Source organism: Agrobacterium sp. 22-226-1 (assembly GCF_053522345.1).
This window is the reverse complement of record NZ_JBNWCP010000015.1, coordinates 1-22624: the sequence shown is the minus strand read 5'-3', so window position 1 is coordinate 22624 and position 22624 is coordinate 1. Positions and strand designations below refer to the sequence as shown.

Genomic DNA, 22624 nt, shown 5'->3' with positions numbered 1-22624 from the left:
AACTATAATGATCAAAGTCACCGCCACTGATATTGACCGCTTTCTTGCCGAAGATGACGGCCAACCCATCGTTATGCTCAATCTCCTTCGGTTCAAGGCCGATGGCGGGAGGCAGCGCTATCTGGACTATCTCGCGATGGCCGGTCCAATTGTCGCCCGCCACGGCGCGGAAATCCTTTTTGCCGGCGATGGCTTGCCCGCACTCTGCGCCGAGCCCGGGCAATCCTGGGATGCGGTGGCTCTGGTACGCTATCCGAAGCGGACAGCCTTCGTCGACATGATCGCCGACCCGTCCTACGCCGTTGCCGATCCAGTGCGGATGTCGGCCCTGGAAGAGGCGGTGCTGCAGCCAATCAGCATTATGAGGCTCTGACGCAAAAGGTACTCTGGTATTTCAAAGGGCTGCAGGATAGCGCCCCTCTTCCGGTCGCGTGACTGTGCACAGGAAAGGGCATGGTTAGCCCTTTCTCCATCTTGCATGCCTTGCTGTTAAGGCATGGCTGTCAGAGCAGATCTTCGATGCGTATTGGCAGGTGCCGGATCCGTCTGCCGGTCGCATTGTAGACAGCATTGACCACGGCTGCGGCCGCTCCAACCATCGCGACTTCGCCGAGACCTTTGACGCCTGACATGTTGAGCTTGAAGTCCGGTTGATCGATGAAATCGACATCGATCGCGCCGATGTCGGCGTTGACCGGCACGACGTATTCGGCAAGATCGTTATTGAGCACGCCGCCAAAGCGACGATCTGTTTCGCCCGCCTCCCGAAGTGCCGCACCAATTCCCCAGACGACGCCGCCCCTGACTTGGCTTTCCGCCGTTCGCCGGTTCATGACGCGGCCGCAGTCGGCAACGCTGACGACGCGTTTAACGCGCACACGCCCGGTTGACGTCTCCACGTGAACTTCTGCGAAATGGGCGATCCAGCTGAAAGCCACAAAGTCGGGATATTCCGGGCCGGTCGTCGATGGGATGCCTCTGCGCAATTGCTCGATCACTTGCCCGTCCTTGCCGAGAGGGATCGTGTTGACAGTGACTTCCAGGGAGGGGCGACGGGTTCGGGCAAGCTGAACATGAACCGGTTCTTCCGACAATGGGGCACCCGTAAGAATGCTGAGCTCTTCCCGCAGTTTCATGGCGGCGCTTAGAGCTGCCGGCGCAACGCTTCCCGTACCCCAAGAGCCCGCGGTTATATGTTGCGGCGCATGTCCGGTATCTCCGATCCGAATATCGAGCTTGACTGGGTCCACACCGAGAATTTCGATAAGTTCAGCAGCGATGACGCTGCGGATGCCTTGTCCCATCTCGTGACCGGAGGTTGCGATTTCGCATCGCCCGCTTGCGAAAAGACGAAGCGTTGTTACGGCGGCCGTCATCGATCCCTTGTAACTGCCACAGGCAACACCGAGGCCGATTCGGTCGCCATTATCTGCTACCAGCGCTCCCGGTTCGCGCATACGCCGGCTCCAGTCGAACAGTTCTGCTCCACGCCTCAGGCAGCCCACGAGATGGCGGGAAGAAAACGGCTTGCCGGTGATCAGATCGTTTTGAGCATCATTGTGAATGCGCAGCTCAACGGGATCTATTCCTGCGGCTTCCGCCAGCTCATCCAACGCGCATTCGGTGGCGTAGCTCGCGGGATGCTCGTGTGGAGCACGCTGGTGGCCTGGGGTTTGGGTGTCAATCCGGATGATCCGGTCGCTTCCGGCCCAGGAACCGTAGTCGTACATTCGCGGAGGATTGGCACCGTGCTCACAGCCAAAACCATCATATCGGCTGTTCTGCTGGACCGATTCATAAAGCCCGGCCAGCAGGCGGCCCTTTTCGTCAGCACCGAGCCGGACGCGATGGCGGCTTCTTGGGCGATAGGACGCCGTATGAAACAACTGGCCGCGCGGCATCACGAGTTTTACCGGGCGGCGTAGCAGGAAAGCGGCGCTGGCAACGAGCACGCTCTGCTCCTGAATACCGTTCTTCTGCCCAAACCCTCCGCCGGTGTAAGGGCTCACGCCGCGCAGCCGGGCGGGGTCCAGACCCATCATGCCGGCAAGGCCGCCGGCAAACGCCGCCGCCGCCTGCGTTCCTTCATAAATTCTGAGTTCGCCATCCTCGAACGCCGCGGTCGTCGAAATGAGCTCGATGGGATTGTGATGCTGTTGGGGATGGACATACTCTGCATCGATACGATGATTAGCTCGGGCGAAAGCAGCCTCCGCGTCGCCATAAAAGAACTCGCTGTCGGGCTCCGGCTCGCGGCTCGCACGGTCGTCCTCCATTGCCGCGCTGAATGGCTCTTCGGCATATTGAACCTTGACCGCTTCTGCGCCTTCGATAGCCGCCTCCAGCGTCTCGGCGACGACAAGGACGACCGGCTCTCCGCGATGACGGACGACGGGGCTCGTCATCGGCTGGTAGCCCTTGCCGGGACGGCCGTAGGCGCCACGGGCAGCAGGTGTCGTCTTGATCTGCGAGAAATCCTCATATGTGAAAACGCGCACGACCCCTGGTATTTTCTGTGCGGCGGCTGCGTTGATCGCTTCGATACGGCCCTTGGCGATTGTCGCCGGTACCGTCATCGCATGAAGCAGGCCCGTGATCGGCTGATCCGCCGCGTATAGTGCGCGACCAAGCACTTTTTCAAAGGCATCGACCCGAGGGCGGTCAGCAGTCCGTTCTTGCGTCATTGAATCTTCCTTCCAGCGATCATGATGGCATCTGCAAGGGTACGAGCGCCAAGTTCAATCTTGAATGCGTTGTGCCCTCCTGCCCTGGCGTTGGCGAATGCAGCTCTGCCAGCCGCCAATGCAATCTCTCTGTCAATCGTTTGAGCGTTCAAAAGCGCCTCCGCCTCTCTTGCGCGCCAGGGGCGGGTGGCAACGCCGCCAAGAGCAATATGCGCCTGGCGCACGTGCTTCCCATCCATCCGAAGCGCCACGGCTGCTGACGCCAGCGCAAAGGCATAGGACTCGCGGTCGCGCACTTTGAGGTAGGTTGAGTTTCTGCCCGCTATCGTTTTCGGCACGGATATCCCGGTTACGATCTCGCCGGCTTCGATCGCGAATTCGAGATGTGGTGTGGTACCAGGCAACCGGTAAAAGTCGGAAATGGTGACCGACCTTGTCCCGGCGGGACCGCTAATCTCTATCGTCGCGTCCATCGCCGTCAACGCTACGGGCCAGTCGCCGGGCGAAACGGCGTTACAAGCGTCACTGGCGCCGAGAACGGCCTGCCCGCGATCGACTCCACCGATAGCCGCGCATCCGGAGCCAGGTTCCCGCTTGTTGCACGGGTAAGCACCGATTGTACCGTTTCTGAAATAGGGGCACCGGGTTCGCTGCAGCAGGTTACCGCCGACGGTTGCCATGTTGCGGAGTTGCTGGGAGGCCGCTTTCGAAAGGCTCTCTGCGAGAACCGGATAGTCGCGGCGTATGACATCATCTTCGGCAACGTCCGCCATCAGTGCTCCGGCGCCAAAAAACAGAACGTCGCCACGTGTATCAACCCGGTCGGCCCCTTCGAGGGAGGCGATGTCGATCAGGTGAGCGGGGCGTTCGACGCCAAGCTTCATCAGATCGTACAGCGTCGTGCCGCCGGCAATGTAACGTGCCCCTTCGCCAGCCGCAGCAAATGCTTCGATTGCTTCCCGAACACTCCCGGCTCGGACATAGGATAATGACCTCATGGCTCAGCCTCGCTCAATCTGGGGAGCTGCCTGCTGGATCGCAGCGACAATGCCGACATAGGCTCCGCATCGACAGATATTGCCGCTCATATACTCCCTTATGTCTTCAGGCGTAGACGCATGGCCTTCCTTCACACAAGCAATTGCAGCCATGATCTGACCGGGCGTACAGTAGCCACACTGCAACGCATCGTGGTCGATGAACGCCTGCTGCATGGGATGTAGGGCGTCCGCGCTGCCGATTCCTTCGATGGTCGTGACGTTGCGGCCATCGACCTTCGCGGCGAGTGTCAGACATGAAGCGACCCGACGCCCGTCGATGTGGACAGTGCAGGCGCCGCATTGACCGTGGTCGCATCCCTTCTTGGCGCCGGCAAGCCCCAGTCGCTCACGCAGCATGTCAAGTAAGGATGCCCGGGCATCAATTTCTATGGCACGTGGCTGGCTGTTGATTTGAAAGCTGACCCTAACCGTCGCGCCGTATTCCGGCGTGGGTTGTGAGACCGAACCTTGTGCCTGGGCAGCTACTGGCAGCATTCCAGACATTGAAACAATCGTTCCAGCCTCTAGCACCTGTCGTCGGGTGACTTCGAAAATCTTGCCATCATGCGGGTCTGACATCTGGATTTCCTCTCCTGTTGGAGTGCAACAATAGTGGGCGTCATCCGTTTCGGTGTGAAAGTCCGAAATCGCATTCCTTTCCAAAATAAATCAGGCAAGTCGGAAAGATTAGTTGGGAAATTCGGCGCGGACTGATTAGCCACGCTTTGCAATCGAAAAGCCGGCATTCATGTCTCTGTTCAAAAATGGCAGCCGGTGAGTTGGCGTTCCCGACAAGGCGAGAATGGCATTCGCAACAGCAGGCGCAATCGGCGCGACCCCTGGCTCGCCCATTCCAGTCGGGCTTTTGTCGGAAGCAATGATATGGGTATCGACAGCAGGCATCTCGTTCATCCGAATGACCGGGTACTGGTCAAAATTCGTCTCCTGGATGATTCCGTCCTTGAGTGTGATTGCACCGTACAAGGCGGCGGATAGACCAAAGCCGATCCCCCCTTCCATTTGAGCGGCGATCTGGTCGGGCGCGATCGCGATGCCGCAATCAACGACGGCGACGACCCGACGCACGACCGGCCGGTCACCCAGGAGCTGGACTTCAGCGACCTGTCCGACGATCGTTCCGAATGCCTGGTGGATCGCCATGCCCCTTGCCCAACCCGCTTCGAGCGGGGTGTCCCAGCCTGCCTTCGCGCAAAGCTCGTCAAGGACCGCAATTCGGCGCGTATCGCCGGCCTTCTGATAGAGAAAGCGCCGATAGGATGCCGGATTCTTGCCGGCTCGTCGCGCCAGTTGATCCACGATGTGCTCCATCACCATGGCGGTGTGCGAATTGCCCACCGACCGCCAGAACCCGACGATGACCGGAAATGCCGGTGTGAAAATCTTGCCATCGACGGTCGTTGCGGTGGAGAGGTTAGGCGATTCCGCGATCCCCTCAGTCGCTGTGAAATTCGGTACGAGAGGAAGCAGGTTCTGGCAAACGCTATGGAAGCGCCAACGCTCAGGAAATCCGTCCGAACCAACCTGAACCCAAACGCGATGATGCGACATTGGTCGGAAGTAGCCCGACCGCATGTCGTCTTCCCGGCTCCAGATCAGCTTGACCGAACGACCCTCGACGCGCTTTGCAATCCGTACACACTCGACAAGATAGTCAGAACTCATCGCACCGCGGCGGCCGAACGAACCGCCGGCGGGGATAATCTCAATATCAACCCGGCCCGGAATGGTCCGTGCGGTAAGAGCCGCCTGAACCTGGTCGACCGTCGCCAGATGAGCCCCGGATGTGATCGCGACATCCCAACCTTCGACTTTCGCGACGCAATCGAGCGTTTCCATCGGGGCGTGTGCCAGATAGGGGAAATCGAATGCAAATTCCACGACGTCGCCCTCGAAGGGCGCATCCGGGGATTGACCCGTCGACTGAAAGCTGCCGGGCTCGACGTCGCTACGACCGGCAGCGATATCGTGGAAGTAGGTGACAAGATCGGGAGAGGAGCGCATCTCGGCTTCGCTATCGTCCCATTCAATACGTAGCGCGTCGCGTCCACGTTTGGCGGCAAAGGTCGTCTCGGCAAGTACGGCAACACCCGTCTCTATGGCGAAGACCTGACTCACTCCCTTTATTTTCAATGCGTCCGATGCATCAAATCGCATCAGTTTTCCGCCAAAGCGGGGACTGTGGGCGACCATTGCAACGAGCAGGTCCGGGCGTTGGATATCCTGTGTATAGATCTGGGCTCCTGTGCTCTTTGGAAGGCTGTCCTTTCGCCGCACGCGCTGCGTGCCTATCAGCCGATAGTCTTCACGCCGTTTAAGGATCGGCGTCTGAGGCGGGGTCTGACGGGACGCGTCGGTGAGGAGTTCAGTGAAGGTCGCCGTTTGATCAGAGCCAGAATGGGACAGGACACCGTCGCGGACGATGATATCAACGCTCCGCACCCCCCAGCGAGCCGCAGCCGCCTCAACAAACATGGCGCGCGCCGCAGCGCCCGCATGGCGCATAAGATCCCAGTTCGAGGCAACGGAATTCGAACCGGCTGTCATTTGAACACCATAGGCCCGGAAATTGGTGCGCGCATCGACCACACGCACCTTGTCCCAATCCGCGTCCAGCTCTTCGGCAACGATCGCGGCGAGACCGGCGTGGATGCCTTGGCCGAGTTCTTGCTGCTTGTTGACGATCGTCACCCAGCCGTCATTGGTGATGCGGATAAATGGTCCGAAGGCGCTTGGCACCGGATCGCTACCGCCACCCTGCAGGATGGCGCCGATCGCCTGCATCGGGTTGGCAGCTGCGTAGGCGAGCACCAGCGCACCACCCACCATTGATCCACCCAGGATCAACCGTCGGCGCGTCATCCTGAATCGCGGGTTTTCGTCTGGGGAGTCGTTCACGGACATTCTCCTATTGCCATCCTGCGTCCACTTGATCCTTTCATGGCGGGCACGCTGCACCGGTATCGAGCCAGGCCTTGATCAACGATCCGAAAGCTTCCTGGGTGCCAGGTGCGGGCTTGCGGTTTGCGCCCGGATGCCAGGCCCAGCCCACCAGTTCGTCCTGCGCCATGTGATGAAGCAGCTCCTCACGTGTCATGTGTGACCGGTCCGGATCCAGGAGTTGCCTGCAGATGTCACCGAGCGTCTTGCCCTGCCAGGCCATCTCGATCGGAGCGAGTCTCCATTTGGCGTTTCCAGGGACGCCGGAGGCTTCGAAATTTTCGGCCTGATGACACGTTGAGCAACGAAGTGTCGGCGCGCCGCCACCATCGGCGCCACGTGTAACCCAGGGCGTATGGGCGCGCATCGCTTCTGTCTGGGTCGGACGGTCAGTACGCGGATGGCAGTTCATGCAGCGTGGATGCTCGATGACACGTCCGGCTTCCCTGAACAGCGCGACAGACCGCAAGGTCGGATCGGCAATCTCGCCGAATTCCGCCACCTGACGCAGAAGACCAAGTTCCGCGGGTCGCAGCCTATGTTCAATCGCTTGCGTTTGCGGCATTGTTCGCGGGTAGAGGGCGTAGACGAGGCCGGCGGCCGCCGCGACACAAATCACCCCGAATGTCCACCCAAACGCAACTTTCGCCCGGCGACGCCATCTTCTCTCTTCGGACCGGCGTCGTGTCATGTCGCCGTCCCGAGCGTTGCCGCGGCGTGGTGAATGGCCGCACGAATCCGGTTGTAAGTGGCGCAACGGCAGAGATTGCCGCTCATCGCAACGTCGATCTCCTCGTCCGTGGGCTTTTTGATATTTTGCAGCAGCGCAATCGCGCTCATGATCTGGCCGGACTGGCAAAAGCCACATTGCGGTACGTCGAGCTTCACCCAGGCATCGCGTAGCGCGGCTGCTTCGGCGCCAGCCATTCCCTCGATCGTCCTGATCTGCGCAGACACGGCCGATTTCACAGGGATCGAACAGGACCGGGCCGGTTCTCCATCGAGATGCACGGTGCAGGCGCCGCACTGCGCTGCGCCGCAACCGTACTTGGTCCCCGTCAATGACAGATTATCGCGAAGCACCCACAGAAGCGGGGTTTCACCGTCCTCGTCAACATCATGGGATCGGCCATTGACCGAAAGCGTGTAAGACATGGAATAATCCCTCTGATAACGGCGAGCTTAGGATCGAGTGACCGTGATCGGATATACCCGATCCGACAAAAAACATGCCTGATCCTCTCGGCATTTATTGGTCGAGACCGCTGCGGGCCTTGGACCCAAATATCAGCCGCAAAAGTCAGGTAGCGAAGGCGACGAGAGCCGCTCGCTGTCAGGAGCAAGCCCGATGCCGAGAGGTCGGCGCTCGCCATATGATTTTGCCGACCTGCGCATATGAAAAATTCCGCGAAGATCAAATTCGGAACGCAGAAAAAGAAAACCATAAGGGCGTCGAGCCAGTCGCTCCAGTCCGCCATTTCATCGAAAGATCGTAACCACAGAAACCAGGTGCCATACATTATTCGGCGAAGCCAAGAGCCGATTGTCAGTGCGAAGAGGCGGATCGCCAAGGGCACGATGCAGCTGATAGCGGGCTGATCTTGCGTAGGTAGAAAAGCCTCGCAACCAGCAGCATGCGAGCGCTGCAAAAGCCGAACCCGATGCCCGTCAAAGCCCCGCCGACGTGCCTTGTCCAGCGATGAAGACCAGACCTCCTGGACCAGCGGCGGCGGCCGAAACGACGCAGATCCGCCCCGGCCACCGGTGAAGCCGAGGGGAGGCCCAGCCGCAGCCAATCGATGAACTGGACCGGACCCAGCAGAATGAGAATGGTGCCCGCCAAGAAATGGGCGCCGATACCGGATGTCGACAGCCACGAGGACGATTCGTACAGGCCGGGCAGTGCCTCGTTCCACCGATAAACATCCCACTGGCCGCGTTTCTGCCGAAAAAGCCAACAATTTTGGCGGCGCATACAAAGCCGCTCAGCCAGCTGGCTGCCACGAGCAACCCTGCGCCCTGGCGCGCGGACAGAATGTAAAAGCCGCGACCGATCTTGATGACGGCCGTTATTGTGCCCGATACAAGACCATAGTGCGTCCGAGGAGTGGCGTGCCCGTATAACCGTCGAGATGAATACTGCCCGTACGCGTAGGGATGATATCCTTCGTGACCTCAAGGGAAAGGGAGCGTTCAGCGATCTGGCTGCCATGCAGAAGGTAGCTGCCAAGAAGTCCGCAGGTGCTGGCCGTAATGGAGGCAAAGAAGGCCCTATACGCCGACAGAGGGGCGTCGTTCGAGGTTCAGGCTACTGTGAATGAACCTCATTTCAGGGTGAATATCGATGGCTCCCGGAGCGGCGGCATCGCAAACATGGAAATCTTCTGTTTCGATTACGCGCTCGATAAACTCACAACGGCACGCCTCGGCGGTCCAGGTTTCCTTATCCACGATAGCCACCTCTTCGATCCTGTGGATAGCAGACAGATTGCCACCGCCATTCAACTTGGGTCTGGCCTCGTTGACGAGGTCGGAGGTCAGTACATTGTAATGCTGAACACCGATGTTTGACCGCCTGCCGTTCGACGACGAATTCGATGTGAAATCAAAGATTATGGACGTGAGGCTGGACGAAACGGATCGCGGCGGCTTGTTCGGATTCCGGTTCAAATGAGGCTATATGAGTGGTGTCCGGGAGAGGCACGTTATCAAGGATAACGTTCGGCCGAAGGCGTGAGTTTCCGGCCGAAGTTCCTCATCCAAATTTCACAAGGTTGAGTGCGGGGAGTGGACCACCCGGGAACTGCACGAGTTTTCCGCCTACCGAGACCGGACCGAGATCGATTCCCGCGAAACCCAGCTTGGCGATCATCGCACCAACTTCGGCCTTCGACCTCGCGTCGTCTCCCGAGTAAAAGAGGACGCGGCTTCCACCCTCAGCGCGCGGATCGCCAGAGAGCAGATGCGGAGGGAGATGGTTGAACGCCTTTACGACACGAGCGCCCGGGACCAAATCAGCGAACACTTCCGTCGACAGCCGGCCATTGAGTTCGGCCGGCTGAAAGAGCGGACGCTCGATCGGGTTGTTGGCGTCGATCACGATGCGGCCGGCCCAATCCGGAACACCCGCCAATGCTCTTGGCAACTTCGACCAAGGCACGGCGACCAGCACGAGATCGGCCTTGGCCGCTTCCTCGATAGTGCCTGCCGTGATGTGTGGCGTCAGTTCGGCTGCGAAGTCCCGAAGCGTCTCGGGACCCCGACTATTGGAGATCGTTGCGGCGATACCGTTCCGGGCAAGCGCGCGGGCGAATGCGGAGCCGATCTCGCCGGCTCCGATGATACCGATAGACATGGGGAGTCTCCAGGTTGGATTTATGATCAGGCGGTGAAGCCGCCGTCGGCGACGATGTCGGCACCGGTCACGAAGGCAGCCTCCGGGCTGGCGAGATAAGCCACGACGCTTGCAACCTCGTAATCCTTGCCGTAGCGGCCGATCGCCATACCGGGGCCGACGATCTTCGAAACGGGACCTCCATCGGGGTTCATGTCGGTGTCGGTCGGGCCAGGGTGGACGGTGTTCACGGTGATCCCCTTGGGGCCGAGGTCGCGAACAAGGCTGCGGTTGAAGCCGGCGACAGCTCCCTTCGTCAGCGTGTAGAGAGAGGCAGTCGGGAAGGCCGCATAGCGGACCATCGACGAGCCGATATGGATGATCCGTCCGCCCGACTTCATGCGGCGGGCAGCTTCCTGCGTGCCGACGAACACACCTGTCACGTTGACCGCGATCATGCGCTCGTAGTCTTCGAACTTGATGTCCTCGATCGGACCGCCGAGTGCGATGCCGGCATTGTTCACGAGGATATCCAGGGAGCCGAAGGTTTCCTCGGTCTTGGCCACGGCGGCCCGAACCGATTCAGGGTTTCCGGAGTCGGCATGGATGGCGATCGCACGTCCGCCTGCGGTTTCGATTTCCTTTACGACTGCCGCTGCCTTTTCCGGCGATGCGCTGTAGGTGATGGCGACTGCGGCTCCATCTGCCGCAAGACGCTTTGCGATGGCTGCGCCGATCGAACGGGAACCGCCCGTGACGAGAGCGGTCTTGCCGGACAGTTTCAAAGAGGTGTTGGTCATTGGAAGCACTCCATTTGCTTTGGTTTCGATGGAGTGAATATCGCCCTTTTATTCCTCTATGATTAGACGGAATTGACTGTTATTAATTTCAAGCAATCATTGAAAGATGCATTATGGAAACACTGGCAAATCTGGAGTCCTTCGTGCGCAGCGCCGAGCTTGGAAGCTTTTCTTCGGCGGCCCGCAGACTGGGTTTAACGCCAGCTGCGGTCAGCAGGAACGTCGCCACCCTCGAATCCAACCTGAAGCTTCGGCTCTTTCAGCGCAGCACGCGAAGTCTGACGCTTACAGAGGCGGGTGAGCGCTTCCTTCATTCGGTCCGTGATCACCTGGAGAGCCTTCAGGATGCGATTGCCGGGGCATCCAGTGAACAAGCGGAGCCGGCAGGCGTGCTCAGGCTCAGCATGAGTCCTACATTTGGAGTTGAGTATGTGCTCCCAAAGCTTCCCGAGTTCATGCAGCGATACCCGCTGATCAGGCCAGAGTGGATGTTCGAGAACCGTCAGGTTGACTTGATCGCCGAGGGCTACGATGCGGCGATCGGTGGCGGGTTCGATCTGACCCGGGGCATAATCGCAAAAACACTTGCCTCAGCCCACATCGTCGCGGTTGCTTCGCCGTCATACATGCAAGACAAGGTCCCGCCTCACGACCCATCGGGCCTGATTGAGTTGGACGGAATCGTGATGCGTTCGATGCGCACGGGGCGAATTCGACAATGGCAGATGAGGAACATCGCGGGCGAGGAGCAGCCAGCGGTGTTGAAAGAAAGGATCGTCGTCAACGATCCGGCCGCAATGCGATCGGCTGCTGTTCTGGGGCTTGGCGTCGCCATGATCGCGAAACCCGACGCATTGCCGTACCTCGAGAACGGCGAGCTTATCCGTCTTGTCCCAGCTTGGTACGCCGATGCCGGTCCGATTTCGATCTACTATGCGAACCGAACCTTGCTACCCACCAAAACCCGAGTGTTTATTGATTTCATCGGCGAGGTGTTTCAACGTGAGAGGTGGCCCGAGCGATTTGCAGGCACGCTGGGATAGCGTCAATTGCTGGCGGTACTTGCGCACTTTCATCATGAGCGGCATTAGCCTTGACATCGAGGTGTTACGGTGCAGATTCTTGCTTATGGGGTAGCGATCTCCCCACGAGGCCACGGCTGAAGAATCGCGTCCTTTAAACCCGAGAAACCGGAGGACGCGCTATGCCGTCATTTCTTGAAATTACATCCGAGAAGCTAAACCGCATCATCGGTATGCCGAACGCGCCGATGATCATCGACGTCCGCAACGACGAAGACTTCGCTACCGATCCCCGCCTCATACCGGGGTCAGTGCGCCGCGATTACCGCGTGGTCACGGAATGGGTCCACGAGCTGAATGGACCGTCCGTCGTTCTTTGCCAGAAAGGCCAGAAGCTTGGCCACGGCGTTGCCGCTCATCTCCGAGCAGCTGGCAAAGTTGCAGAGGTCCTCGAAGGGGATTTGAGGCATGGCGTGAATCAAAGGCAGCTCTTATCCCCGTTGAAAGTCTGCCGCCCCGTGACAGCCGCGGGAGGACTGTGTGGGTTACTCGCTCGCGACCGAAGATCGATCGGATTGCCTGCCCGTGGCTGATCAGGCGTTTCGTCGACCCGGCAGCGGTATTCCTGTTCGTTCCTGCTGCAGAAGTCTCGGCAGTTGCCGACCGGTTCAATGCCACACCCTTCGACATTGAAGAAGTATTCTGGAGTCATCGCGGCGAGCTTTGTACTTTCGACGTCATGGTCGAAGAATTCGGCCTCGGGACCGAACCCATGCTCCGTTTCGCGACGATCGTTCGGGGAGCAGATACGTCGAGGCCTGACCTGGCCCCCGAAGTTGCAGGCCTGCTGGCAGCATCGCTCGGCCTCTCTCGCATGTTCAACGACGACCTCGAGCAACTCGAAGCGGGCATGACACTCTATGACGCGTTCTACAGATGGTGCCGTGACGCCACCGACGAAACGCACGACTGGCCAAACCCGAGGAAGGGATGACGACCATGACCGACCTCACGAAGGCCAGCGCGCACGATGACGCAGCAGGGAACGACATCGTTCCGCTCTCCGAAGCGATAAAGGTATGGACGCGTGTGGCGGCGCTGAGCTTCGGCGGTCCCGCTGGCCAGATCGCGGTCATGCACCGCATCGTGGTCGACGAGAAACGTTGGGTGGGTGAACACCGATTCCTCCACGCGCTCAACTACTGCATGCTCCTGCCAGGGCCGGAAGCCCATCAACTCGCCATCTACATCGGCTGGCTACTGAACAAGACAAAGGGCGGCATGATTGCTGGCCTTCTGTTCGTGCTGCCTGGTTTCCTCTCGATCCTGGCGCTCAGCTACATCTATGTGATCTTCGGCGACGTAACCGCAATCGAAGGCATGTTCTTCGGACTGAAATGCGCCGTCCTTGCTGTCGTCGTACAGGCGGTAGTCCGCATCGGCAGCAGAGCGCTCAAGAACAAGATGATGGTCGCCATAGCTGCGGCGGCCTTCGTCGCGATCTTCTTTCTCCACGTGCCGTTTCCGATCATCATTATCGCTGCCGGCATAGCTGGATATTTGGGAGGTAGGGCGGGCTTCGGCGCTTTCAAAGCTGGCGGGGGCCACAGGTCCGGATCGGGCAAGATACTCGAAGATAGGGATTCTGTCCTCGGCGAGGAAATCCCGGATCACGCCAAGCCTAACCTTTTATGGTCGCTGAAGACTTCAGGTGCTCTGGCGGCGCTCTGGCTCATTCCAGTCGCGACACTCGTCCTCGTACTCGGTTGGGACAATGTTTTTACGAAGATCGGCCTGTTCTTCAGTCAGATGGCTGTTGTGACGTTCGGCGGGGCCTATGCAGTCCTGGCCTATGTCGCGCAGGCTGCCGTGGAAAACTATGGCTGGCTTCGTCCAGGCGAAATGCTTGATGGTCTCGGCATGGCGGAGACGACTCCCGGTCCTCTCATCATGGTCACGCAGTTCGTCGGGTTTTTGGCCGGTTACCGCGATCCTGGCACGTTGTCTCCTTTGACCGCAGCAACCGTTGGCGCACTACTGACGACATGGGTAACGTTCCTGCCGAGCTTCCTCTGGATTTTCGCCGGAGCGCCATTCATCGAGAAGATGCGTGGCAACTCGGCACTCGGCGGCGCAATGTCAGCAATCACAGCCGCTGTGGTTGGCGTTATTCTCAACCTTGCGGTCTGGTTCGGGCTTCACGTGCTATTTTCCGACGTCAGGTCCGCTGCGTTCGGCCCACTCACACTGGATGTACCCGTGCTCGGTTCGCTCGTACTGCCATCTCTGGTCCTGACGGTCTTGGCGGCCTTCGCCATCTTCCGGCTCAAGCTGTCGGTAATCACGACCTTGGCCATATCGGCCTTGCTTGGGATCGGCTGGACATTGGCGGTGGCGTGAAGCGTCCGCCTTGGTGTCGTCCTTTGCTGGAAGGCACCAAGGCATTCATTCTGCGCTTCTCAAGGAAGCCAACGACGACAAGGGTTCCGTCTGCTCGGTGTACGGTAACGAGTGCGAGCCTGCCAACTCGGACGCCGACTGGTGGTCATTGTCTATCACTGTTTCCGAGTTGTTCCTCGTGGCATCTCCATAGCAGGTTAACGCATCGCGAGATTGAAACCGTCTCCTATGACCCTACCCGGAAACCACCGATGGCTATGAAATCCAGCTACACCACTCGACGGGACGCGATCTGTACTTCTCATAAAATCAGATTCACCCGGCGCTCAGGGATGGGCTCGAGCCATTATCGGTTGTGCGATGCCGGTAAGCCAACCAGCATAAAAATAGTCATGGGTCGCGCTCATGCTGACAAAGACGGCTTTCCCTGCCCTTCGAACAACTGATCCTGATGCGCCCGATCGACAGCTCTTCGCGGCCTTCGTCGAGTGATGCGATAAACGGCTGCGGGTGGAACATTGGCGAGGGTACACCCGACATGCGTTGCTTTGAGGCCGAGTCGGTCCAGCAGGGGCCTGGCGATTGGGCATCGCGGACCGTAGGTGAATTGATAGAATGCTCCGCCGTGGCGAAGATGCGAGAATGCTCCTTCCAGGACAGCATGCACTTTCCGCACCGGCATCGATAAAAGAGGAAGCCCACTGACGACAGCACCCACAGGCGCTGAGGCGTGAAGCGGCAACTTGCGCAATAGAGCCGCGTCCATCTGGACAGTTGTTGCGGCTGGAAAACGGGCGCAGAGTTGGTTCGCAAACTCCGCACCGTACTCGACCAGCACGAGGTTTTCTTCGGCAACACCTTGCTGTAGCAGTGCTTCGGTAAAGACGCCGGTCCCGGGTCCCAACTCGATCACCGTGCCCGTCTGCCCGGATATCTCGGCGGTCATTAGGGAGGACAACGCGCGTCCTGATGGTGTGACGGAGGCGACGCGAAGGGGCGCGGAAAGCCACGCTCGAAAAAACATAAGCGCGTCTGCTATTCGGTTAGTCATCGCTTGCTTGCTCCCACATCCGAGCTCGTCCAATATCGCTGCTGGAGCCGCCACCCCAAGGCTATGAGCAGTTCTGCGGAAATGAGCAGGATCAGTATTTTCAGCGCGAGTGCGGACGAATTAACGCCGGGGATGGTCAGCACAGCGAGGTAACCGGCCGCAATAAACAGCCCGTTCCACAGGACGACGCCGACCGATACGCCAGCGACAAAACGTAGCGTACCTGTACCTAAAAGCCCCGCCGCCACCGGCGAGATTAGCCGGACGGTGGGAATGAGTTGGGACAGGATCGTAAGCGTCCGTTCCCGGGCACGCAGGGACGACAATGTCCAGTCGATGCGTGGCTGGGATAGACCCACCCATCCGCCAACGGAGTAGAGAAGGGATGTCGTCCGCTTTTTCCCGACTGCACGCACAAGAAGATAAAGACCGAGAGCTCCGATGGAGCTTCCAACCGCCGTGCCGATAACGGCAGTGTGGAGCGACCAGACCTCATCGTCGGCCGCAATGCCGATGGCAACGAGAACTCCATAGGAGGGCAGGGCAGGCAGGAAGCGTTCAGCAAGCCCGATCGCGAAGAGACCAAATATGCCGTACATCGCAATCCATTCGACAAGATTTCCGAGCGGGTCCATCTCTCACCCCTTCCGTGCGATCGTTGCTGTGCCCGGGCTAGAGAGTTCCAATGCTGAAGCCTGTGCGGCGAACGACACCCCGGTCAGCTTTTCCGAGATTTCCCACAGCTTGTGCGCCACATGCTTCTCCATCGCCTGCTTTGGAACTTGTGCCTCGGTGGGGTGTCCACGGGTTTCCCCGAGCCTGTCGGGGCCGTAATAGCCGCCACCTCGGGCTGTTGGAGACGTTGCTGCAAAAAGAGTGGGTAATGCGCCTTGCGCAACGGGCTGGAACAGGAACCACATCAACGACCTGAGAACGCCCTGAGCGCTTCGGTGGCCAGGCCCGTTGTGCAGCAGATCCGTGCGGGATATCCCCGGATGCGCCGCAATACTGGTGATACCCCAGCCCGCTTCTTGGCTCCGCCGTTGCAGCTCGAAAGCAAACATCAAACATGCCAGCTTCGACTGGCTGTAAACAGGCATGGGCTTGTAGCTCCGCTCCGCTTGCAGATCATCGAAGTTGATGGCGGCGCTTGCGCTGCGGACAGCAATGCTGGAAAGCGTAACGACGCGTGGGTCTTGTGCCCGGATGAGCAGCGGCAACAGGTCGCGCGTCAGGGCAAAATGGCCGAGGTAGTTGGTGCCGAACTGCAGTTCGAAACCGTCCTTAGTCGTCTCGCGGACCGGCGGCGTCATCACGCCGGCGTTGTTGATGAGAACATCGATATGGTCGCGCGTTTCTTTCAGTCTTTTGGCCAGCGCCTCAATCGACGCGAGGTCTCCAAGGTCGACAATCTCCAGTGCAACCGAGGCCTGAGGCAGGTGTTCCTTGATGCGCCGGACAGCGTCGGCGCCCTTTACCGGATTGCGCCCTGCGATGATCACGTCGCCACCGGCTCGAGCCAGCGCAAGGGCATCTTCAAAGCCCAGACCACCCGTTCCGGTGATCAGGATTGTCCGACCCTTTTGAGAGGGCATATCGTCAAGTGTCCACGATTTCGGCATCGTAATTCCTTTCTGTATTTCCGGGGCAAGAATTGTCCGCCGAAGACGCATTGTTCGAAGTAGGTCTCCGGCGGACAGAAGGTCGCCTTGGGGGAAGCGACCTCTCGAGGATCTGGAAGGGACGGTTCCGGATCCGAGCCTATGCATTGAGATCTATCGGTTCACTGCGTGCGGGGCGGTCTCACCGCAACCTCACGCGTTCGCTGCATCCATGCCGGATATTCGGGCGTGATCCTGCTGACTGTATCCAGCTCGGCGATTTCATCCGCGCTGAGCCTGATCTCTGACGACCCGACGCTGTCATCGAGCTGCGCGACCGTCTTCGCTCCAACGATGACACTTGCCACGTGCGGCTGATGCAGCAGCCATGCCAGCGCAATTCTTGCAACGCTGACGCCTTTGACAGCGCCGATGCGTTCCATGACGTCGATCACGTCGTAAGCCCGATCCATAGTGACCGGCGGAAAATCGAAAACAGTCCGGCGGCTACCCTTCTCTGCCTGCCTGTCACGGCCGAACTTGCCACTAAGCAACCCGCCTGCAAGCGGACTCCAAACCAGAAGACCGAGTTTTTCGGCATTGATCAGCGGAACGATTTCCCGCTCGATATCGCGACCTGCAAGTGTGTAATAGTTTTGAGAGGTGGCGATCTTTGCAATCTGGAGGCGTTCGCTGTGGCCGAGAGCCCTCGCCATCTGCCAGGCCGACCAGTTCGACACGCCCACATAGCGAACCAGACCCTGTTTGACGAGCGCATCCAATGCAGCAAGGCTTTCCTCGATCGGCGTTACGTTATCGACGTTATGGAGCTGGTAAAGATCGATGTGATCAACCTGCAGTCGTCTCAGGCTGGCTTTGACGCTGTCGAAGATGTGGCCACGGGAATTGCCGGCGTCGTTCGGACCCTCACCCATAGGCCCACAGACCTTGGTTGCGATAACCACATCCTCACGTCGGATCCCGAGGTTTTTCAATGACTGGCCGATCATCTCTTCTGACACGCCACCTGAGTAGATATCGGCGGTATCGATGAAGTTGATCCCGTGGTCGAGTGCACGGGCGATCAGTGCCTGAGCGCCGTCCTGCTGAACGTTGCCCATATTGGCCCAGACCCCTTTTCCGCCGAACGTCATCGTGCCAAGGCAAAGTTCCGAGACAAAAAGGCCTGTGTGTCCAAGTGTGTTGTATTTCATGACGACGTGTCCTTACAGTATCTGGTTGCGAACCCACGGCGGCGCCTATACCCCGCAGTGGCATCCATCAGGCGATACCGCCATTTGCGAAGATGTTTTGGCCATCGATCCACGCCCCGTCCCGCGAGCAGAGAAGGCTAATGACATTGGCGATGTCTTCCGGCTGGCCTAACCGGCGAAGCGGTGTCGCTTCCGGTATGCCGCGAAGCGCCTCTTCCCCATGCTGGCGAAGGAGTTGGGTATCGACGGCGCCGGGCGATATGGCATTGACCGAGATGTTGCGGCCACCCAGTTCCTTTGCAAGGACGTTTGAGTAGATTTCCTGCGCCGCCTTGGTCGCGGCATAGGCTGCTGTGGCGGGAGGGCTCATCTTGATAATACTTGAGCTGAGGCTGATGATCCTGCCGCCATCGCGAACGCGTCGAGACGCCTCGCGCAGGACGTTAAAGCTCCCTTTGACGTTGGTGGCCATCATCCGGTCGAAGGCTTCGTCGGTCATCTGGGCAAAAGGACCGACGTTCATGATCCCGGCGTTATTGACGACGATGTCGACGCCGCCGAAGGCGTCGTCATTGGCGTCGAAAAGAGCTTGGACCGCAGCAGGATCCGCAACGTCCCCCTGGCGAACGATGGCGCGACCGCCAGCCGCTTCGATGTCGCGAACGACCGCGTCGGCAAGATCCCGGTTCGTCAGGTAGTTCACCGTCACGCCATACCCGTCCCGCGCCAGACGCCGGGCGGTGGCTGCGCCGATGCCACGGGAAGATCCGGTGACAATCGCACCGCGCTTGTCGCCCTGTTCAGCGATAACTCCAGCATCTGATGATTGGGCTGATGCAAGGCCAGCCATGGCAATGGCGGATGGCACGGCCGCCGCGAGGGCGAGGAATGCGCGCCGGGAGTTCTCTGTATTGGACATTGGAATGTCTCCTGAGAAGTTTCGAATGTTTGAATCTGCAACGGGAGTCTGTGGTCAGAGTTGGCGCAGCAAGACGCTAACCTTTTGATTTGTAACGAGGAGCGTAATGCCCGCGAGAACGGTCGACAAAGGCACGATCAACAGGCCGAGGCCGAGGCCGTTTGGAATATCGGCTGCGCTTGCAGCATCGCTGACAATGCCGACGATCAGTGGCCCCAGCGCCGGTCCGGCGAGGCCGGATCCAATCATGACGAGACTGGTCGCCTGGGCCTGGCGTCCCTGACCGGCGATGAGATGGGCGGCTCCAAATCCCCAGGGTAGCATAAACGAGAAGGACAGCATTCCAGGCACGAAGAGCGCAACGGACGCCCAGCCAGCCGGAGCAAACAGGGCCGCAGTCGTCGTTGCGCTGGCAATCAGGAACAGAATTGCCGGCGGGCCGAGCACCTTGCCGGTGCCTGAGCGGACTGCATGGTCAAACCAGCGCCCGCCGCCCAGAGTACCGATGATCCCCATCAGCCCTTGCAACATGCCGAACGAAACGCCGACTTCTGTCGCGGTAAAACCATAGGTGCGGATCAGAAACGGTACCGAAAAAGCATAGAAAGGAGCGCCTGCGAAGCCCAGGAAAATGGTAGCCGTGAACAACCAGCGGAACGCCGGGGACGATAACAGGTCAAGGCTGGTGCGCAGAAAGGGTTCGTCGCGCGAGGCTGTTGCTGCAAGAGGGGGAGTGGGACCGGCGACAAGAATGGTCAAAAAGCCGATGAGGATACCGATGGCTCCGGCACCAATCAAAACGATGCGCCAGCCGAAAACATCCGCAATCGCGCCGCCTGCTGCAAAGCCCACCATGGTGCCCAGCGGGATGCCCATTGCGAAGAGACCAATTGCAAGACCCCGGCGCTCGGGAGCAATTTTGTGGACGATGAGAGCATGGCCCGACGGCACTGCGCCAGCCTCTCCGAACGCAACACCGAAGCGTGTGAGGGCGAGGAACATGAAACTGGCGGCAAAACCGCCAAGTGTCGTCATGACGCTCCAGATGAGAACGCAGGATACAAGTACAAGCCGGGGTGACCCCCGATCCGCTGCACGGGCAAGCGGCAATGAGAGAAGCGCGTAGCAGACTGCAAAAGCAAGTCCCGTCAGCACGCCCATCTCCGTGTCGGTCAGCGACAAGTCCGCTTTGATTTTTTCGGCCAGAATGAACGGCAGTATCCGATCGATCTGTGAGAACGCGTTGATCAGAAGAAGTACCGTGCATATCGCGGCCATTCGCAGGCCCTTCGCGTATCCCGCAACGGGCGCTGCGGGCGGCACTCGTGTTGCGGAAGGGTCTATTGACCGGTCGACAAATTCTGTCATCTTGAGGTCACTCCTCGCTCGGTTGCACTCTCAAGCTAGATGGAGTGTCCAATGACCAGAATGCCCGAATCTTCAAGAAACTTGCCTATTCCTGCAGAAGAAGCCAAAATGTCGGCAGCAAGCCGCGTGTTGCCGTGGCCCCTGAAACAGCCGGAGCCACGCTTGAATATGCCATTGCTTTCTGCCGTCACAGCCTACATCGAGGACCAGGGCGGCGGCCAAGGCCTGTTCCCGACGGCCATAGAGGGCTTCAACATCGTCCGCTCCTTCCAGTCGATGATGCCGATGCGAAACATCTATCGCCCGTCGCTTTGCGTCGTACTGGAAGGCGCAAAGGAGTTGCAGTTCGGCGGTGAACATCTGAATTACCGCAGCATGGAGTGCCTGGTCGTCAGTGTTGGTGTCCCTGCGACCGGAAGGATTGTAGAGGCCAGCGCCGCAACACCGTATGTTGGCGTTATGATCGACTTCGACGTGGCAACCGTGCGCGAAGTTCTCGAACAAATGGATGCTCCCCCGGCGCAGTCTGATGTGACCGGGCCTTGCGCTTTTGTTGCCGAGGTGGATCAGTCGCTGGCCGACTGCATTCTCCGTCTGGTTCGATTACTGGCAACGCCTAAGGCAATACCGATCCTGGCACCTTCGATCGTTCGTGAGATTTGCTATTGGTTGCTGAGCGGCCCGCATGGCGGGGAAATCTGCAAGCTTGCCTGCCCGGAATCGAACATCGAACGTGTCGTAAGGGCGATATCCGCGTTGCACACCAACTTCGCGAAAACGTTACGGGTGGATCAACTGGCTGATGTTGCCAGGATGAGCCCGTCGTCGTTTCACCGGCACTTCAAGGCACTGACCTCGATGACGCCGCTCCAGTTCCAGAAACAGTTACGACTGCTGGAGGCGCGCCGCCTGATGGTCACGCAGGCTGCCAATGTTGCTGAAGCGGCCTACAAAGTCGGGTATGAGAGTGCGTCACAGTTCAGCAGAGAATATTCCAGAACTTTCGGCGTAGCGCCCAAACAGGATGCTCTGAACCAGCAGCGCCTCCACCAGGAATATGCAAGCCGCACCTTGAGATCCGCCTAGCCGCTGAGCTGGAGACTTGCAAGAACATGTAAACTGGTCGGAGCCGATCGCGTACCGCCGGATTGGCCGCAGCTATTGAGAAACCGCGATCGACAGAAATTGCCCCGGCTCGGTTCAGTTCCAGTTTTCATCTGGCGATCGACACGCGAGGTGACCGCCGTCGCAGCAGCGGTGCACCGATATCAACGGCCGGCTTCGAGATATGTCACTTCTTGATCAGGAGCGCGTCGAAGTCCTGGTCAAGAGTGGCAAGTGAATTGGCTATGTGTGCTCGACGCCCGTCGATCCACTTGCTCTGCTCATCAAACCTTGCATTGGCTGCGGCCAGCATGCGCTGCATCTCTGCTGGCTGTGGTCCACCCACCGATGCCCGGTTTTTCACGATGGCAGCCGGATCAAGCGTGGAGCGGAACTCCTCCTCGCTCATCGGGAGTTCGGCGGGATGGTTCTCCTCCGCCACGGCTTTGGTATAGATCTTTTGCGCCTGGGCATAGGGGAAATCGAGCGGCTTGATATTATTGGCCTTGGCATAATCGACGACTTCTGAAGCGAAGTGGTGACCGACGCGGAAGGGAAGTTTGTATTTGCGCATCAGGACGTCAGCCAGCTCCTGCGAGGCAGTCCAGTCGCTGTTGAGTTCCTCCAAGGCGCGCTGAGGATCAACGACGAGCGACTGCAAGACCTTGTCCCACCCTTTGAGAGCCTTGCTCGCGCTAGCGACCATTTCACTATTGGCGTCGACGTCCTTAGCGTCGCTCATCGCCGGTGTGATGTTGTGCGCCTGGATCACAGCGCCCATAGCAAGAGTGATTGCCGTGGAGGCGTCCTGTCGCGTTGAGTTCAAGATACCAGGATTGCGCTTCTGCGGCATGGCACTTGAGACGTATGTATTGCCACCGCCCTCCTGAAGCTGAATCCACGGCCGTGGCTGGGCATATTGGGTCATGATATCTTCAACGAACTGGCCCGTGTGAAGTGCAACGCTGGTGACGATCGCACCGACTTCAACTGGCTCATCGGTAGAGGAAATCTGCGACGCATCGTAGGCTGTTGATTTGCACTGAGAAGTGACCCGGCATTGCCGGATATTGTCATCGAGAATTGACCCATGTTTTGAACCTTGCTCCGCGTGTTTTCAGCGGGAGCT

General features: G+C 59.1%; 20 protein-coding genes and 1 pseudogene. 6 read left to right on the top strand and 15 right to left on the bottom strand.

The window, feature by feature from the left end; translation table 11 throughout:
- The first annotated feature begins 7 nt into the window (after positions 1–7).
- A complete protein-coding gene (locus tag ACQZ5K_RS21495; protein ID WP_448741360.1) occupies positions 8–373 on the top strand; it encodes a DUF1330 domain-containing protein in 366 nt (121 codons plus the stop codon).
- 130 nt (positions 374–503) lie between these two features.
- On the opposite strand, the gene ACQZ5K_RS21490 is transcribed toward ACQZ5K_RS21495, so the two are convergent.
- From ACQZ5K_RS21490 to ACQZ5K_RS21465, 6 genes are all read right to left on the bottom strand, one after another.
- Positions 504–2684 (bottom strand): xanthine dehydrogenase family protein molybdopterin-binding subunit, encoded by a 2181-nt coding sequence (locus ACQZ5K_RS21490; RefSeq protein ID WP_448741359.1) that lies wholly within the window; start codon positions 2682–2684, stop codon positions 504–506.
- Entirely contained in the window at positions 2681–3682 is a 1002-nt protein-coding gene (locus ACQZ5K_RS21485) for an FAD binding domain-containing protein (RefSeq protein WP_448741358.1), read from the bottom strand. The genes ACQZ5K_RS21490 and ACQZ5K_RS21485 overlap by 4 nt, the downstream gene beginning before the upstream one ends.
- 3 nt (positions 3683–3685) lie before the next feature.
- Entirely contained in the window at positions 3686–4303 is a 618-nt protein-coding gene (locus ACQZ5K_RS21480) for a (2Fe-2S)-binding protein (protein ID WP_448741357.1), read from the bottom strand.
- Positions 4304–4438: 135 nt separating this feature from the next.
- The gene (locus ACQZ5K_RS21475; protein WP_448741356.1) at positions 4439–6640 is read right to left on the bottom strand and encodes a molybdopterin cofactor-binding domain-containing protein; all 2202 of its coding nucleotides are present in this window, start codon (positions 6638–6640) and stop codon (positions 4439–4441) included.
- Positions 6641–6680: 40 nt separating this feature from the next.
- On the bottom strand, positions 6681–7373 hold the full coding sequence (locus ACQZ5K_RS21470; RefSeq protein WP_448741355.1) for an Isoquinoline 1-oxidoreductase subunit: 693 nt from the start codon (positions 7371–7373) through the stop codon (positions 6681–6683).
- Complete coding sequence (locus tag ACQZ5K_RS21465) at positions 7370–7837, bottom strand: (2Fe-2S)-binding protein (protein ID WP_448741354.1); 468 nt, start codon at positions 7835–7837, stop codon at positions 7370–7372. The genes ACQZ5K_RS21470 and ACQZ5K_RS21465 overlap by 4 nt, the downstream gene beginning before the upstream one ends.
- 1086 nt (positions 7838–8923) lie before the next feature.
- Between ACQZ5K_RS21465 and ACQZ5K_RS21460 the strand changes: the two genes are divergently transcribed.
- Positions 8924–9253, top strand: a complete 330-nt coding sequence (locus ACQZ5K_RS21460; RefSeq protein ID WP_448741353.1) for a DUF2326 domain-containing protein — start codon at positions 8924–8926, stop codon at positions 9251–9253.
- A gap of 184 nt (positions 9254–9437) precedes the next feature.
- On the opposite strand, the gene ACQZ5K_RS21455 is transcribed toward ACQZ5K_RS21460, so the two are convergent.
- Both ACQZ5K_RS21455 and ACQZ5K_RS21450 read right to left on the bottom strand, forming a co-directional pair.
- Positions 9438–10037 carry an NADPH-dependent F420 reductase gene (locus ACQZ5K_RS21455; RefSeq protein ID WP_448741352.1) on the bottom strand — a complete coding sequence of 200 codons (600 nt, stop codon included), beginning with the start codon at positions 10035–10037 and terminating at the stop codon, positions 9438–9440.
- Positions 10038–10063: 26 nt separating this feature from the next.
- Positions 10064–10816 carry a 3-oxoacyl-ACP reductase family protein gene (locus tag ACQZ5K_RS21450; RefSeq protein WP_448741351.1) on the bottom strand — a complete coding sequence of 251 codons (753 nt, stop codon included), beginning with the start codon at positions 10814–10816 and terminating at the stop codon, positions 10064–10066.
- 113 nt (positions 10817–10929) lie between these two features.
- Between ACQZ5K_RS21450 and ACQZ5K_RS21445 the strand changes: the two genes are divergently transcribed.
- The 3 genes and pseudogenes from ACQZ5K_RS21445 (at position 10930) to chrA (ending at position 14238) form a co-directional block, all read left to right on the top strand.
- Positions 10930–11859 (top strand): LysR family transcriptional regulator, encoded by a 930-nt coding sequence (locus ACQZ5K_RS21445; RefSeq protein ID WP_448741350.1) that lies wholly within the window; start codon positions 10930–10932, stop codon positions 11857–11859.
- Between the two features lie 161 nt (positions 11860–12020).
- Positions 12021–12832 (top strand): annotated as a pseudogene (locus tag ACQZ5K_RS21440) (chromate resistance protein ChrB domain-containing protein).
- A gap of 5 nt (positions 12833–12837) precedes the next feature.
- Positions 12838–14238: a chromate efflux transporter gene (chrA, locus tag ACQZ5K_RS21435; protein WP_448741349.1), complete on the top strand. Its 1401-nt coding sequence runs from the start codon at positions 12838–12840 to the stop codon at positions 14236–14238.
- Positions 14239–14641: 403 nt separating this feature from the next.
- On the opposite strand, the gene ACQZ5K_RS21430 is transcribed toward chrA, so the two are convergent.
- The 6 genes from ACQZ5K_RS21430 to ACQZ5K_RS21405 form a co-directional block, all read right to left on the bottom strand.
- Positions 14642–15289 carry a class I SAM-dependent methyltransferase gene (locus ACQZ5K_RS21430; RefSeq protein WP_448741348.1) on the bottom strand — a complete coding sequence of 216 codons (648 nt, stop codon included), beginning with the start codon at positions 15287–15289 and terminating at the stop codon, positions 14642–14644.
- Entirely contained in the window at positions 15286–15924 is a 639-nt protein-coding gene (locus ACQZ5K_RS21425) for a DedA family protein (RefSeq protein ID WP_448741347.1), read from the bottom strand. Before ACQZ5K_RS21425 ends, ACQZ5K_RS21430 begins: the two co-directional genes overlap by 4 nt.
- A 3-nt stretch (positions 15925–15927) precedes the next feature.
- Positions 15928–16911, bottom strand: a complete 984-nt coding sequence (locus tag ACQZ5K_RS21420) for an oxidoreductase (RefSeq protein WP_448741346.1) — start codon at positions 16909–16911, stop codon at positions 15928–15930.
- A gap of 161 nt (positions 16912–17072) precedes the next feature.
- Positions 17073–18104 (bottom strand): aldo/keto reductase, encoded by a 1032-nt coding sequence (locus ACQZ5K_RS21415; RefSeq protein WP_448741345.1) that lies wholly within the window; start codon positions 18102–18104, stop codon positions 17073–17075.
- Positions 18105–18171: 67 nt separating this feature from the next.
- Positions 18172–19023 (bottom strand): SDR family oxidoreductase, encoded by an 852-nt coding sequence (locus ACQZ5K_RS21410; RefSeq protein WP_448741344.1) that lies wholly within the window; start codon positions 19021–19023, stop codon positions 18172–18174.
- A 54-nt stretch (positions 19024–19077) separates the two neighbouring features.
- Positions 19078–20391, bottom strand: coding sequence for an MFS transporter (locus tag ACQZ5K_RS21405; protein WP_448741343.1), 1314 nt, complete (start codon positions 20389–20391; stop codon positions 19078–19080).
- A 168-nt stretch (positions 20392–20559) separates the two neighbouring features.
- Between ACQZ5K_RS21405 and ACQZ5K_RS21400 the strand changes: the two genes are divergently transcribed.
- The gene (locus tag ACQZ5K_RS21400) at positions 20560–21477 is read left to right on the top strand and encodes an AraC family transcriptional regulator (protein ID WP_137006350.1); all 918 of its coding nucleotides are present in this window, start codon (positions 20560–20562) and stop codon (positions 21475–21477) included.
- Positions 21478–21682: 205 nt separating this feature from the next.
- On the opposite strand, the gene ACQZ5K_RS21395 is transcribed toward ACQZ5K_RS21400, so the two are convergent.
- The gene (locus ACQZ5K_RS21395) at positions 21683–22423 is read right to left on the bottom strand and encodes a hypothetical protein (RefSeq protein WP_448741342.1); all 741 of its coding nucleotides are present in this window, start codon (positions 22421–22423) and stop codon (positions 21683–21685) included.
- Between the last annotated feature and the right edge of the window lie 201 nt (positions 22424–22624).

What these genes read in the sequence shown, in the direction of transcription:
- ACQZ5K_RS21495 (WP_448741360.1), top strand. Translation starts at nt 8, where the DNA reads ATGATCAAAGTCACCGCCACTGATATTGACCGCTTTCTTGCCGAAGAT.
- ACQZ5K_RS21490 (WP_448741359.1), bottom strand. Translation starts at nt 2,684, where the DNA reads ATGACGCAAGAACGGACTGCTGACCGCCCTCGGGTCGATGCCTTTGAA.
- ACQZ5K_RS21485 (WP_448741358.1), bottom strand. Translation starts at nt 3,682, where the DNA reads ATGAGGTCATTATCCTATGTCCGAGCCGGGAGTGTTCGGGAAGCAATC.
- ACQZ5K_RS21480 (WP_448741357.1), bottom strand. Translation starts at nt 4,303, where the DNA reads ATGTCAGACCCGCATGATGGCAAGATTTTCGAAGTCACCCGACGACAG.
- ACQZ5K_RS21470 (WP_448741355.1), bottom strand. Translation starts at nt 7,373, where the DNA reads ATGACACGACGCCGGTCCGAAGAGAGAAGATGGCGTCGCCGGGCGAAA.
- ACQZ5K_RS21465 (WP_448741354.1), bottom strand. Translation starts at nt 7,837, where the DNA reads ATGTCTTACACGCTTTCGGTCAATGGCCGATCCCATGATGTTGACGAG.
- ACQZ5K_RS21455 (WP_448741352.1), bottom strand. Translation starts at nt 10,037, where the DNA reads ATGTCTATCGGTATCATCGGAGCCGGCGAGATCGGCTCCGCATTCGCC.
- ACQZ5K_RS21450 (WP_448741351.1), bottom strand. Translation starts at nt 10,816, where the DNA reads ATGACCAACACCTCTTTGAAACTGTCCGGCAAGACCGCTCTCGTCACG.
- ACQZ5K_RS21445 (WP_448741350.1), top strand. Translation starts at nt 10,930, where the DNA reads ATGGAAACACTGGCAAATCTGGAGTCCTTCGTGCGCAGCGCCGAGCTT.
- chrA (WP_448741349.1), top strand. Translation starts at nt 12,838, where the DNA reads ATGACCGACCTCACGAAGGCCAGCGCGCACGATGACGCAGCAGGGAAC.
- ACQZ5K_RS21430 (WP_448741348.1), bottom strand. Translation starts at nt 15,289, where the DNA reads ATGACTAACCGAATAGCAGACGCGCTTATGTTTTTTCGAGCGTGGCTT.
- ACQZ5K_RS21425 (WP_448741347.1), bottom strand. Translation starts at nt 15,924, where the DNA reads ATGGACCCGCTCGGAAATCTTGTCGAATGGATTGCGATGTACGGCATA.
- ACQZ5K_RS21420 (WP_448741346.1), bottom strand. Translation starts at nt 16,911, where the DNA reads ATGCCGAAATCGTGGACACTTGACGATATGCCCTCTCAAAAGGGTCGG.
- ACQZ5K_RS21415 (WP_448741345.1), bottom strand. Translation starts at nt 18,104, where the DNA reads ATGAAATACAACACACTTGGACACACAGGCCTTTTTGTCTCGGAACTT.
- ACQZ5K_RS21410 (WP_448741344.1), bottom strand. Translation starts at nt 19,023, where the DNA reads ATGTCCAATACAGAGAACTCCCGGCGCGCATTCCTCGCCCTCGCGGCG.
- ACQZ5K_RS21405 (WP_448741343.1), bottom strand. Translation starts at nt 20,391, where the DNA reads ATGACAGAATTTGTCGACCGGTCAATAGACCCTTCCGCAACACGAGTG.
- ACQZ5K_RS21400 (WP_137006350.1), top strand. Translation starts at nt 20,560, where the DNA reads ATGCCATTGCTTTCTGCCGTCACAGCCTACATCGAGGACCAGGGCGGC.
- ACQZ5K_RS21395 (WP_448741342.1), bottom strand. Translation starts at nt 22,423, where the DNA reads ATGACCCAATATGCCCAGCCACGGCCGTGGATTCAGCTTCAGGAGGGC.